We start from the raw sequence: 13,459 nt of genomic DNA, 5'->3' as shown, positions 1-13,459 counted from the left end.
AAAAGATGTGTATGAACATAGTAGAACCACTCCAGTATTACTAGTAATATGTCTTCATGCTAACTTTACAGTTACATGCTGGCGGTAATTGCTACCATTCGAAAATATGATTCAGGAGATTAAAGATCAATGCTAGAAATGCGACGTATATTTACGAAGCAAAAGAAGTACATATTTTTTTTGCTTGCTGTTTGTGCACTAGGCTGGGGTTTAACACCCTATTCGACAATTTTTGCGGGCTTGGCACTCGGTTCTTTATTTGGTCTGTATAATTTCTGGATTCTAGTCCGTAGAATGGAGAAATTTGATCGTGTACTTGAAAGTGGAAAAGGACGAGCAGGTTTAGGTACAACATTCCGTTTTGCTTCGGGTGTTGCAGCTGTTGCAATTGCACTTGCCCTTCCAGAGTATTTCCATATGATCAGTACCGTTATCGGATTAATGATTCCCTATGTTCTACTTGTTGTAGAACGTATTATGTTTCATGTAAAAAATCAGCAATGAGAATGTGAAAGAGAGGTGAATTAATCGTGGAACATGCAAATCCCACATTTGAGTTTCTAGGGATGACAGGGAACTGGTCCAATATTTTAATGTTAGCTGTGACTACACTGGTCGTATTTTTGATCGCCTTTATCTCGACTAGAAACTTAAAGATGAAGCCAACTGGTATGCAAAACTTCATGGAGTGGATAATGGACTTCGTGAAAGGAATCATTAAAAGTAACTTTGACTGGAAAACTGGCGGTCGATACCATGTTCTTGGAATAACACTACTTATGTTTATCGCAGTAGCGAACGTGTTAGGTCTTCCATTCTCCATATCTTATGATGGTGTTCTATGGTGGAAATCTCCGACAGCAGATCCAACAGTTACAATGACATTAGCAGTTATGGTTATCATTTTAACGCACTATTATGGAATAAAGATGAAGGGTATGAAGGGCTACGCAGTAGATACATACTTAAAGCCAATGCCGTTCTTATTCCCATTAAAAATTATCGAGGAATTCGCAAATACGTTGACACTCGGTCTTCGTCTTTACGGTAACATCTATGCGGGTGAGGTTCTTTTAGGACTTATCGCAGGTTTAGCAACAACCGGAGTATTCGGCTTTGTTGGAGCAATCATTCCAGCAATGGCTTGGCAAGGATTCTCACTATTTATCGGTGGTATCCAAGCATTCATTTTCGTTATGTTAACAATGGTTTATATGTCGCACAAAGTGTCGGCAGACCATTAATATAACTGTTTAGATTCTTAAACAGAAAAAATAAAAACAACATTCCAAGGAGGAAATTACACAATGGTAGGTTCAGTTGGTCTTTTAGCAGCAGCTATAGCAATCGGTTTAGGCGCACTTGGTGCAGGTATTGGTAACGGTTTAATCGTTTCAAAAACAGTAGAAGGTATCGCTCGTCAACCAGAAGCACGTGGAGCTTTACAAACAGTTATGTTCATCGGGGTAGCATTAGTTGAGGCGATTCCAATTATCGCAGCAGTTATCGCTTTCATCGTATTAAACAAATAATAATTACAATCAAGTCTAAATGGCGGGTCCTAATCCGCCATTCTCTTTATGAATTACACAACAATTGAATTAGAAAACAATGATCACTATTTAAATAATAGAAGCAAGATCTCTTATTAGCGTTTGAAAGGAGTGAAACAATCGTGTCTTTTGATTACCTTGTACTTGGTGCTAGTGGCCATGATGGGTTAAATGTTTTGGATATTTTAGCTACATTATTCTTCTTCATCTTACTTATGGTTCTATTGAAGAAAGTAGCTTGGGGTCCACTTATGGGGATCATGACTCAGCGTGAAGAGTTAATCGCAAGTGAAATCGCAGCAGCTGAAAATAGCCGCCAAGAATCACAGCGTTTACTTGAAGAACAACGTGACTTACTTAAAGAAGCACGTACGGAAGCTTTAGCGATTGTAGAAAATGCGAAAAAGCAAGGCGATGCATCTCGTGAGGAAATTATCACAACTGCTCGTTCTGAAGCAATCCGTTTGAAAGAATCTGCTATCCGTGAAATTGATACAGAAAAAGAAAGAGCGATTGCAGCAGTACGTGAAGAAGTCGTTTCACTTTCAGTACTTGCAGCGTCGAAAGTTCTTGAAAAAGAAGTTTCGGAAGAAGATAATCGTGCGCTAATCGAGGCAACGATTGCGAAGGCAGGCGAGGTTAAGTGAGTAATTCAACTGTAGCTAAGCGTTACGCAATCTCGTTATTCGAGCTAGCAACACAAAAAAACGAAGTACAAGCTGTCGAAAATGATTTACGTGAGCTTAAAGTTGTATGGAATGGCAACAAAGATGTGAAAACTTTATTCACTTCTCCAAAGCTATCTCTAGACAAGAAAAAAGAGTTAATACGTCAAATCTTTGCAAATGCGAATCCAATTGTTATCAATACACTTTTAGTGCTAATTGATAAGAAGAGATTAGCAGAAGTATCCGACATTATTTCTGAATTTATGATCCTTTCGAATGAAGCACAAGGTGTTGCAGAAGCGAAAGTATATACTACACGTGCACTTACAGAAGAAGAACGTGCAAGCGTCTCTACTGCATTTGCTAAAAACGTTGGTAAACAAGCTTTAAATATTCAAAACATTGTAGATCCATCTATTATTGGTGGTATGCGTGTACAAATCGGAAACCGCATTTACGATAGCACTCTAATTACTAAATTAGATCGCTTAAAACGTAACTTGATCGGTTAATATTATGAATTATGAGAGGTGACATACATGAGCATCAAAGCTGAAGAAATCAGTGTCTTGATTAAGCAGCAGATTGAGAATTATGAATCTGAGATGAAAGTTAGCGACGTTGGTACGGTAATCACGATTGGTGACGGTATCGCGCGTGCTCATGGCCTCGACAATGTCATGGCTGGAGAGCTTTTAGAATTCTCAACTGGTGTATTAGGTATGGCGCAAAACTTGGAAGCGAATAACGTTGGTATCGTTATCCTTGGACCATACTCGGACATCAAAGAAGGCGATGAAGTACGTCGAACAGGCCGTATTATGGAAGTTCCAGTTGGTAAAGAATTGATTGGCCGCGTTGTCAATCCGCTTGGCCAACCAGTTGACGGACAAGGTCCTATTGCAACAACAAAAACTCGTCCAATCGAAAGTCCTGCACAAGGGGTTATGGCACGTAAGTCTGTACATGAACCACTTCAAACAGGTATTAAAGCAATTGATGCACTTGTACCAATCGGTCGTGGTCAACGTGAGTTAATCATCGGTGACCGTCAAACAGGTAAAACATCTGTTGCAATTGATGCAATCCTTAACCAAGCAGACCAAGATATGATTTGTATCTACGTTGCAATTGGTCAAAAGGAATCTACTGTACGTAACGTAGTAGAAACACTTCGTAAAAAAGGTGCTTTAGATTACACAATCGTTGTAACTGCATCTGCATCACAACCTGCTCCATTATTATACTTAGCACCATATGCTGGTGTAACAATGGCAGAAGAATTTATGTTCGAAGGTAAGCATGTATTAATCGTTTATGATGATCTATCTAAACAAGCTGCTGCATACCGTGAGCTTTCATTACTTCTTCGTCGTCCTCCAGGCCGTGAAGCGTATCCAGGGGATGTATTCTACTTACACAGTCGTTTATTAGAGCGCGCTGCTAAGTTAAATGAAACACTTGGTGCAGGTTCAATCACTGCATTACCATTCGTTGAAACACAAGCTGGGGATATCTCCGCTTATATTCCAACAAACGTAATCTCTATTACAGATGGTCAAATCTTCTTACAATCTGATTTATTCTTCTCGGGAGTACGTCCAGCGATAAATGCCGGATTATCTGTATCTCGTGTAGGTGGATCAGCACAAATTAAGGCAATGAAAAAAGTTGCGGGTACTCTACGTCTTGACTTAGCAGCATTCCGTGAACTAGAAGCATTCTCTCAATTTGGATCAGATCTTGACGCTGCAACACAAGCTAAACTTAACCGTGGTGTGCGTACAGTAGAAGTATTAAAACAAGACTTGAACTCTCCTATTAAAGTAGAAAAACAAGTAATGATTTTATATGCTCTAACACGTGGCCATTTAGATGATATTCCAGTGAAAGATATTACTCGTTTTGAAGCAGAACTTGGAAGCTGGTTAGATTCAAACCACACAAATGTTTTAGATCATATTCGCACGACAAAAGACCTTCCATCAGATGAAGATATGAGCAATGCAATTTCTGCATTCAAAAAGACTTTCGCTAAATCTGAATAATTCCTTTGTCTAAGTGAAAAAAACAAAAAGGTGGTGAAATACCAGTGGCATCATTACGCGACATAAAAAGTAAAATTACGTCAACAAAGAAAACAAGTCAGATAACAAAAGCTATGCAAATGGTTTCTGCTTCTAAATTGAACCGTGCAGAGGAAAATGCAAAAGCATACGTTCCCTACATGTCTAAGATTCAAGAAGTAGTTGGTGCAATTGCATCAGGTACTAGTGATAGTGGACATCCGATGTTAACTCACCGTCCTGTTAAAAAGACTGCATATCTTGTCATCACTGCTGATCGTGGTTTAGCTGGAGCTTATAACAGTAATGTTATTCGTGCAGTAGTTAACGCGATAGCTGAAAGACATTCTTCAAAAGAAGAGTATGTAATCTTAGCAATCGGTCGTATGGGACGTGATTTCTTCCTAAAACGTGGTTCAAACGTAATTGGGGAAGTAGTCGGCTTACCAGACCAACCTGCTTTTGCTGATATAAAAGAAGTTGCTCGCAAAGCTGTTGGTATGTTCACGGATGGTACATATGATGAACTTTATATGTACTATAACCACTTTGTCAGTGCCATCTCTAGTGAAGTAACGGAGAAAAAGGTACTGCCACTTACGGATATTGCAGTAGAAACAGGCACAGCTGCTTCCTATGAATTTGAGCCTTCACCTGAAGCAATTCTAGAAGTATTACTTCCACAATATGCGGAAAGCCTGATTTTCGGTGCACTACTCGATGGTAAAGCCAGTGAGCATGCTTCTCGTATGTCTGCGATGAAATCCGCAACAGACAATGCAGCTGATATGATCAGCAATTTAACATTAGTATACAACCGAGCACGTCAAGCAGCGATTACGCAAGAAATTACGGAAATCGTCGGCGGTGCAGCGGCTTTAGAATAGTTTAAGATAGAAAGTAAGACAGGAGGGAACAGTAGTGAACAAAGGACAAGTACTACAAGTAATGGGTCCAGTTGTAGACGTAAAGTTTGACAACGGCCATTTACCAGCTATCTATAATGCACTAACTGTAGCGATTGAACGTCCAAACGAAGCACCGACAACGTTAACGTTAGAAGTAGCTTTACACTTAGGAGATGACTCTGTTCGTACTATTGCAATGTCATCTACGGACGGCCTTAAGCGTGGTACAGAGGTAATCGATGCTGGTGCAGCAATTTCTGTTCCAGTTGGTGATGTAACATTAGGACGTGTATTCAACGTACTTGGTGAGGTTATTGACTTAGGAGAAGAAATTTCAGTGGCAGATCGTCGTGATCCAATCCACCGTCAAGCTCCAACATTTGAAAACCTTTCAACAGAAGTTGAAATTCTTGAAACAGGTATCAAAGTAGTAGATCTATTAGCACCTTATATTAAAGGTGGTAAAATTGGTCTATTCGGTGGTGCCGGAGTAGGGAAAACAGTTCTAATCCAAGAACTTATCAATAACATTGCTCAAGAGCACGGCGGTATCTCTGTATTCGCTGGTGTTGGTGAGCGTACGCGTGAAGGAAATGACTTATTCCACGAGATGAGCGATTCAGGCGTTATTAAGAAAACAGCAATGGTATTTGGTCAAATGAATGAGCCACCTGGCGCACGTATGCGTGTTGCTTTAACTGGTCTTACAATGGCAGAATATTTCCGTGATGAACAAGGTGCAGACGTACTTCTATTCATCGATAATATCTTCCGTTTCACGCAAGCAGGTTCTGAGGTTTCAGCACTATTAGGTCGTATGCCTTCTGCAGCTGGTTACCAACCAACACTTGCAACTGAAATGGGTCAATTACAAGAGCGTATCACGTCAACAAACACTGGTTCAGTTACATCTATCCAAGCGATTTATGTACCAGCCGATGACTATACGGATCCAGCTCCTGCAACAACTTTCGCTCACTTAGATGCGACTACAAACTTAGAACGTAAATTATCTGAGATGGGTATTTACCCAGCGGTTGATCCTTTAGCTTCTTCTTCACGTGCGCTTTCTCCTGAAATCGTAGGTCCGGAGCATTATGAAGTAGCACGTCAAGTGCAATATACTTTACAACGTTACAGAGAGCTTCAAGATATTATCGCAATCTTAGGTATGGACGAATTAGGAGACGAAGACAAGCTGACGGTTAACCGTGCTCGTCGTATTCAGTTCTACCTATCTCAAAACTTCCATGTTGCAGAACAATTTACAGGTCAAAAAGGTTCATACGTTCCAGTTAAAGAAACTGTTGAAGGATTCAAACAAATTCTTGAAGGAAAATATGACCATTTACCAGAAGATGCATTCCGTTTAGTTGGACGCATTGAAGAAGTTGTAGAAAAAGCGAAAAGCATGGGCGTAGAAGTATAATAAATCGGACCAGGAGGTAAAAATATGAAGACACTTACAGTCAATATTGTCACTCCCGACGGCCCGGTATACGATTCTGAAGTAGACATGATTATCGCAAAAACAGCATCTGGTGAAATCGGTATTTTACCTGGCCATATTCCAATGGTTGCGCCACTTGTAACAGGTGCAATAAAATTGAAAAAAGAGGCAAAAACAGAGTACGTAGCAGTAAGCAGTGGATTTGTGGAAGTTCGACCTGAAAAGGTATCGATTCTTGCAACATCAGCTGAAGTTGCTTCCGGTATCGATTTAGCTCGTGCTAAAGAAGCGATGAAACGTGCAGAAGAACGTATTCAAAGTAAACAAGACTCGGTTGATTTTAATCGTGCTGAACTTGCATTGAAACGTGCGATGAATCGTATCAACGTTCATGAGGGTAATATTTAAGCTTATACTTAAAGCCTCTGGTGAAGCAAGAAATTATGTAAGGTATTTTATCATGCTTAGTAATGGCTTGATGAAGAAAGTTGCCTATCAAATTGAAAATTTAATAGGTTAACCTACCTACATAATTTTGAGCTTAATGCCTAGGCGAAGTTAATTTAATTGAAGCGGGCAGGATAAATTCTGTCTGCTTTTTATTATTGTCTCGAATAGGAGGACTATAAATGGGATTATTAAGTAGTGAACAAGCACTAATAGCAATACTTGCAAATATCTTTTTTATCGGTATTTCTTTCTATGCGTTACAGTCATTAATGTTGGATAAAATAATAAAGAAAAATCGTGTATTTCAAGCTCAACTATTTTATATTTTAACGAGTATTATGATAGGCTCCATAGTCGCAAATTTTTTCTTGAATTTAACAAGTTGGTCAAACCAGCTTCCTTTTTTATTCGAGTAAATAGGATCCTATATGCTCATGCAAATTATAGAAAAGTTTGTATGAGCATGTAGAATCTTCACGTATTTCCTGGGAAATTTTTTGCTAAAGAGGTTTACCTAATTGTACTGTGGGTATTTTAAAATTATCTACACGAAAAGACTAGGTAATACGTATAATAGAAACAAGAAAATTTTATGAAAAGTCTTCAAAAATAGTGTTTTAGATGCTTGTATATAGTCGAATTACGTTGTATGATGAATATTGTTTTGAATACCTAAAATTGACATCATACGTATTCTTTTATATAAAGCAAATGGATAATGAACGCGGAGGGAAAGTAGTGGACAAAATAGTTGTTAAAGGTGGCCAAACGTTAAACGGGACAGTACGAGTAGAAGGTGCAAAAAATGCGGTATTACCAGTATTAGCTGCAGCTCTACTTGCGACTAAAGGCAAAAACGTTATCAAAGATGTACCGACACTTGCAGATGTTTTGACAATAAATGAAGTATTGAAAAGTTTAAATACAGAAGTTAGTTATAGCCCAAAAGAGAATGAAGTAATCATTGATTCGCAAAAAAAATTATCTAGCGAAGCTCAATTCGAGTATGTGCGTAAAATGCGTGCATCAATTCTTGTTATGGGTCCAATCTTAGCGCGTAATGGTTTTGCTCGCGTAGCTCTACCAGGAGGCTGTGCAATAGGATCACGTCCTATCGATCAGCATTTAAAAGGTTTTGAAGCAATGGGTGCAGAAATTTCCTTTGGACATGGATTTGTTGAAGCAAAGACAAATGGTCGTCTAAAAGGTGCTAAAATTTATTTGGATGTTCCAAGCGTAGGAGCAACTGAAAATATTATGACAGCTGCTGCATTGGCGGAAGGTACAACTATTATCGAAAATGCTGCGAAAGAACCAGAAATTGTCGATTTAGCTAACTTCATCAACGAAATGGGTGGTAAAGTCAAAGGTGCAGGAACCGACACTATTCGCATTGAAGGTGTAGAAGAATTACACGGCACTGAACACCATATCATACCAGATCGTATTGAAGCTGGAACATTCATGGTAGCTGCAGCAATTACAAAAGGCAATGTCCTAATTGAAAATGCAGTACCTGAACATATGACAGCACTTATATCTAAAATGCAAGAAATGGGCATTGAAATTACCGAAGAAGAACAGGGTCTTCGTGTACGCTCTGAAGGTAATTTAAAATCTATCGATATCAAAACGATGCCACACCCAGGTTTCCCAACAGATATGCAATCTCAAATGATGGCATTAATGATGACTGCTCACGGAACTGGCATCATAACAGAAACAGTATTCGAAAATCGTTTCATGCACGTGGAAGAATTCCGCAGAATGAATGGTAACATGAAAATCGAAGGCCGATCTGTTATTATGGAGTCACCATCTGACCTACAAGGTGCAGAAGTTGCAGCAACTGACCTAAGAGCGGCGGCGGCACTTATCATCGCAGGATTAGTCGCAGAAGGGATCACACGCGTTACAGAGCTCTATCACTTGGATAGAGGATATGTTGATTTCGACAAAAAACTTGCAGCACTTGGCGCAGATATCGAACGTATCGGTAGCGAATCAGCTGAAAAAGAAATTCAATTGGTATAATACCATATGTAAAGCACTACACATGTATGATCGTGTAGTGCTTTTTTGTGTATATTTAATAGATTGAACCAACAATCTCTCTCGAATAGAACGTAAAGCTGCACTGTTTTAATATTTGAGTCTCTAATTATTTGTAATTTATCAAAGTTCAAATATATTAAAATAGAATCATCACTCTCTAAAAACGAGCATATAGTATTTCTATGAAACAAAACATACTCTTTATAATCTTATGCCTAGCCCTATTGTTTTTGCCCTTTTTATTAATAAAAGAAAAATCGCATGAAAAAACAGTACTACCACCAACTTCCGAACTCGAAATTGCATGTCCAATACTTATTGAAGTGAAAGGGGTTAAGGAAAAAATTCCGCTAGAAAGCTATATACTTGGAGTTGTGGCAGCAGAAATGCCAGCTACGTTTCATGAAGAGGCATTAAAAGCGCAATCCATAGCGTCCAGGACATATGTGCTTAGAGATACGAATTATGGACAAAAACCAATTGATCCTACTGTATTGAAACAGGTGTATGCGAGTGAAGAAGATCGGAAGAAAAAATGGGGGGCTTCCTTTCTTCAATATGAAGACAAGCTGAAAAAGATCATCGATGAGACAGAAGGAAATATTATTGTCTACAAAGATCAACTAATCACAGCGATGTTCTTTTCCTCCAGTAACGGTCAGACAGAAAGTGCAGAAAATTATAGTGGAAATGTTATTCCCTATTTAGTATCTGTTCCAAGTGAATCAGAGGAACTGTATGCTCCTAATAGGACCAAACAGTTTGAATTCACACACGAAGAATGGTCAAAAGCTTTTAAAATGAAATGGACTGCAAACATACCTAAAACTTTTCAAGTAACAAAGACTGATACGGACCGAGTTGAATCGATCCATATGAATGGAAAGTCGTGGACAGGCCGGGAAGTTCGAACACTATTAGGTCTACCGTCTACTGATTTCACCATAACGTTTCAATCTGATAAAGTAGTAGTAGATACTGTTGGATACGGACACGGAGTAGGAATGAGTCAGTACGGCGCAGAGGTACTCGCCAACGATTCTGTATTGGCGCAAGACATTTTACTCCACTACTATAAGGGTACTGAAATAAAAAAATTTTCACCATGTTTAAAATCTCCTTGATTTGCAAACAATGCAATTAGAGGTGATGAAAATGAGAGAAGAACAAAAGAACAATACTTCTCAGAAGAAGAAAAATAACCCGAAAAAGCCGTGGTTTTGGCCACTAGTTTATGCAGGTTTTTCGGTAGCTTTTGTAGGAATGATTTGGGGGTACAATGTGTATGTCACGGATGATTCTGTAAAGGATTCAGAATGGACAGATGCAAACAAAGATCCCGACTCAGTAACGATTGAAACAAATGCACAAGCAGAATCGATGAAATATCCTTTTAAAGAGACTCTGCTAGACAGCGTGGAAATCGTACAGCACTATTACGATATGGAAGCACCTGAGGCGACTCGTGAACAGTCGTTAGTAGTATTCAATCAAACTTATGTGATGAATACAGGAGTATCTCTATCTATGAAGAGTGAGCCGTTTGAAGTAGTTGCAGCAATGAGTGGAAAAGTAGAAGAAGTCAATTTAGACCCATTTGTTGGAGATGAAATCGTCTTGTCACATGCAAATGGTATGGTAACCAAATATCGCTCTGTCACTGGTATTCTAGTAAAAGCTGGAGACGTTGTAGAACAAGGGGATTCACTTGCTACAGCAGCTGAAAATGAATGGAACCCAACAGCGGGTGTACATCTTCAGTTTGAAGTACTGCAAGATGGTGTTTTAGTAAATCCAGAGACTTTACTAGCATTTTAATTCATAATAGCTAAGACGTATGCATAAATTGATGGAAAGTGTTCCTTTACTAACGAAAGGAAGAGTTAGTGCACGAAACGATTCGTCATAGATGCATACGTTTAGGTGAAATGGTCATTGAGACCAAAAAAACTGTCCGTGCGATCGCAAGCACAACCGGTCATTCCAAAAGCACTGTGCATAAGGATTTGACGGAAAGACTCCACTTAGTAGATCCACAGCTGGCAAAAGAGGTAAAAGAAATTTTAGCGTATCATAAATCGGTCAGGCATTTACGAGGTGGAGAAGCGACAAAAAGAAAGTGGAAAACGAAAAAAGAAGATAGAAGAGGTCGTGATGAGTAATTGATCACGGCTTTTTCTTATGGTTAAATGACCCAAAGTCTTATCCCCCATTTCAACTGGTAGTTATTTAGACGTGAATATTATGCCATTTTTTCACAAATAATATTGTTAAATAAAGTGTAATTCTAGTAAAACTATGATAAAATTTAAAGTTAGAGACGTATTGATTAATATACATAATGGGTTTAGTTGGGAAGGAGAAACATTAGTAATGTTTGCAAAGGATATTGGAATTGATTTAGGTACAGCCAATGTATTAATACATGTAAAAGGAAAAGGGATTGTTTTAAACGAACCCTCTGTCGTTGCTATAGATAGAAACACAAAAAAAGTACTGGCTGTTGGAGAAGAAGCAAGACAAATGGTCGGTAGAACTCCAGGGAATATTATAGCGATTCGCCCACTTAAAGATGGCGTAATTGCTGATTTTGATGTGACAGAAGCAATGCTGAGACATTTTATCAATAAATTAAATGTCAAAGGATTTCTATCAAAGCCACGTATCTTAATCTGCTGTCCTACAAATATTACTAGTGTTGAACAAAAGGCAATACGCGAAGCTGCGGAGAAGTCTGGCGGGAAGAAGGTTTATTTGGAGGAAGAGCCAAAAGTAGCAGCAATCGGCGCAGGAATGGATATTTTCCAACCGAGTGGTAACATGGTTGTAGATATAGGTGGAGGTACAACAGATGTTGCAGTACTTTCCATGGGCGATATAGTAACGAGTGAATCGATTAAAATTGCAGGAGATGTATTTGACAATGACATTCTTCAGTACATTAAAAAAGAGTACAAACTTCTAATCGGTGAACGTACTGCTGAAAATATCAAAATATCTGTTGGTACTGTTTTTCCAGATAGTCGTCACGAGGAGATGGATATTCGTGGGCGGGACATGGTCACAGGACTTCCTAGAACAATAACGATTAAATCGGAAGAAATAGAAAAAGCATTGAAAGAATCCGTTTTGGGTATTGTACAAGCTGCAAAGAATGTGTTAGAAAAAACACCACCTGAGTTATCTGCAGATATTATTGATCGCGGAGTTATTATAACAGGAGGCGGAGCACTTTTACACGGAATGGACCATTTGTTAATGGAAGAGTTAAAAGTTCCGGTATTAGTAGCTGAACACCCGATGAATTGTGTCGCAATTGGAACAGGGATAATGTTAGACAATATTGACAAAATATCACGAAGATAAATGCAAACTGGCTGCGGAGCACTAAATTGCTCGTATACTTCGTTTGCAGAGTGGAGGCTTTCTTATGTTTCGCGGATTTACTACAGTTGCATCCGGAATGATTGCACAACAGCGTAGAACAGAACTACTAACAAATAATATGGCCAATGCCAATACACCTGGATTCAAAGCAGATCAATCGACGATTCGTTCTTTTCCAGACATGCTAATGTCTAGACTAGGACCTACTCAAATTCCTACAAAGGATCCGATTAGCGGCAAGTATACTTCTGAAGTTGGAGCAATTAGTACAGGTGTTTACATGCAAGAAACAATGGCATTAATGACACAGGGACAAATCATCCAAACAGATTTAAATACAGATATAGCATTAATCGATGGCTCACTTCCAGTTGATGAAGAAACAGGACAAACGGGAGCAGTATTCTATCGTTTACAGCATCCAACTGAAGGAGAAGCTTACACTCGAAATTCGAATTTTACATTAGATGGTTCCGGATTTTTAACAAACCCACAAGGTTTATATGTACTCGATTCGGAAGGGCAACCGATTCAGCTACAAAATGATGATTTTAAAGTAGATTCAAGTGGTCAGATCTTAGTAGACGATGCGGCAGTAGCACGAATTGGTGTATCATTCTCTGCACAGCCTAACACTCTTATCAAGCAGGATAACGGTTTATACAGAACAGTCGACGGAACTGAACTACCATCAGCCTATAATATAGATAATATTTCTTTCTCGATGCAACAGGGGTATATGGAAGGTTCAAATGTGGACACAGCTAGAACAATGACAGATATGTTAACTGCTTATCGCGCATTTGAAGCAAACCAAAAGGTACTTCAAGCATACGATAGAAGTATGGACAAAGCTGTTAACGAAGTAGGCCGTGTGAATTAAAAGAGCTTTAAAAAAGCTTTAACAACGAAAAGAGGTAGG

General features: G+C 38.9%; 16 protein-coding genes. All 16 read left to right on the top strand.

All coding sequences use genetic code 11. The features are described from left to right. Positions 1-129 precede the first annotated feature (129 nt). Positions 130-504, top strand: coding sequence for an ATP synthase subunit I (locus ACIQX2_RS03680; protein WP_402847089.1), 375 nt, complete (start codon positions 130-132; stop codon positions 502-504). Positions 505-530: 26 nt separating this feature from the next. Next, on the top strand, positions 531-1,244 hold the full coding sequence (gene atpB, locus ACIQX2_RS03675; protein ID WP_402847087.1) for a F0F1 ATP synthase subunit A: 714 nt from the start codon (positions 531-533) through the stop codon (positions 1,242-1,244). A gap of 63 nt (positions 1,245-1,307) precedes the next feature. Then, positions 1,308-1,532 (top strand): F0F1 ATP synthase subunit C, encoded by a 225-nt coding sequence (gene atpE, locus ACIQX2_RS03670; RefSeq protein WP_053590520.1) that lies wholly within the window; start codon positions 1,308-1,310, stop codon positions 1,530-1,532. A 143-nt stretch (positions 1,533-1,675) separates the two neighbouring features. Beyond that, positions 1,676-2,200: a F0F1 ATP synthase subunit B gene (gene atpF, locus ACIQX2_RS03665; protein ID WP_402847083.1), complete on the top strand. Its 525-nt coding sequence runs from the start codon at positions 1,676-1,678 to the stop codon at positions 2,198-2,200. After that, the gene (locus ACIQX2_RS03660) at positions 2,197-2,733 is read left to right on the top strand and encodes a F0F1 ATP synthase subunit delta (RefSeq protein ID WP_402847078.1); all 537 of its coding nucleotides are present in this window, start codon (positions 2,197-2,199) and stop codon (positions 2,731-2,733) included. The genes atpF and ACIQX2_RS03660 overlap by 4 nt, the downstream gene beginning before the upstream one ends. 27 nt (positions 2,734-2,760) lie before the next feature. Further along, the gene (atpA, locus tag ACIQX2_RS03655) at positions 2,761-4,269 is read left to right on the top strand and encodes a F0F1 ATP synthase subunit alpha (protein ID WP_402847075.1); all 1,509 of its coding nucleotides are present in this window, start codon (positions 2,761-2,763) and stop codon (positions 4,267-4,269) included. A 44-nt stretch (positions 4,270-4,313) separates the two neighbouring features. Continuing rightward, complete coding sequence (locus ACIQX2_RS03650) at positions 4,314-5,174, top strand: F0F1 ATP synthase subunit gamma (RefSeq protein ID WP_402847070.1); 861 nt, start codon at positions 4,314-4,316, stop codon at positions 5,172-5,174. 34 nt (positions 5,175-5,208) lie between these two features. Then, positions 5,209-6,624 carry a F0F1 ATP synthase subunit beta gene (gene atpD / locus ACIQX2_RS03645; RefSeq protein WP_402847066.1) on the top strand — a complete coding sequence of 472 codons (1,416 nt, stop codon included), beginning with the start codon at positions 5,209-5,211 and terminating at the stop codon, positions 6,622-6,624. Positions 6,625-6,648: 24 nt separating this feature from the next. Then, positions 6,649-7,053: a F0F1 ATP synthase subunit epsilon gene (locus ACIQX2_RS03640; RefSeq protein WP_402847063.1), complete on the top strand. Its 405-nt coding sequence runs from the start codon at positions 6,649-6,651 to the stop codon at positions 7,051-7,053. 221 nt (positions 7,054-7,274) lie between these two features. Beyond that, positions 7,275-7,511 carry a DUF1146 family protein gene (locus tag ACIQX2_RS03635; RefSeq protein ID WP_402847061.1) on the top strand — a complete coding sequence of 79 codons (237 nt, stop codon included), beginning with the start codon at positions 7,275-7,277 and terminating at the stop codon, positions 7,509-7,511. 322 nt (positions 7,512-7,833) lie between these two features. Continuing rightward, on the top strand, positions 7,834-9,129 hold the full coding sequence (gene murA / locus ACIQX2_RS03630; protein WP_402847059.1) for a UDP-N-acetylglucosamine 1-carboxyvinyltransferase: 1,296 nt from the start codon (positions 7,834-7,836) through the stop codon (positions 9,127-9,129). A gap of 203 nt (positions 9,130-9,332) precedes the next feature. Continuing rightward, positions 9,333-10,274 carry a stage II sporulation protein D gene (gene spoIID / locus ACIQX2_RS03625; RefSeq protein WP_402847057.1) on the top strand — a complete coding sequence of 314 codons (942 nt, stop codon included), beginning with the start codon at positions 9,333-9,335 and terminating at the stop codon, positions 10,272-10,274. Positions 10,275-10,305: 31 nt separating this feature from the next. Then, the gene (locus ACIQX2_RS03620) at positions 10,306-10,968 is read left to right on the top strand and encodes a peptidoglycan DD-metalloendopeptidase family protein (RefSeq protein ID WP_402847055.1); all 663 of its coding nucleotides are present in this window, start codon (positions 10,306-10,308) and stop codon (positions 10,966-10,968) included. A 68-nt stretch (positions 10,969-11,036) separates the two neighbouring features. Continuing rightward, the gene (locus ACIQX2_RS03615) at positions 11,037-11,312 is read left to right on the top strand and encodes a sporulation transcriptional regulator SpoIIID (RefSeq protein WP_402847052.1); all 276 of its coding nucleotides are present in this window, start codon (positions 11,037-11,039) and stop codon (positions 11,310-11,312) included. A 211-nt stretch (positions 11,313-11,523) separates the two neighbouring features. Next, positions 11,524-12,516 (top strand): rod shape-determining protein, encoded by a 993-nt coding sequence (mreB, locus tag ACIQX2_RS03610; RefSeq protein ID WP_402847049.1) that lies wholly within the window; start codon positions 11,524-11,526, stop codon positions 12,514-12,516. 64 nt (positions 12,517-12,580) lie between these two features. Next, entirely contained in the window at positions 12,581-13,420 is an 840-nt protein-coding gene (locus ACIQX2_RS03605; RefSeq protein WP_402847047.1) for a flagellar hook-basal body protein, read from the top strand. Positions 13,421-13,459: the final 39 nt, after the last annotated feature.

Origin of the sequence: Psychrobacillus sp. NPDC096623 (assembly GCF_044762655.1) — a bacterium.
Lineage (GTDB): Bacteria > Bacillota > Bacilli > Bacillales_A > Planococcaceae > Psychrobacillus.
Note: the sequence above shows the minus strand (reverse complement) of the source record. Positions and strands in the feature narration are given on the sequence as shown.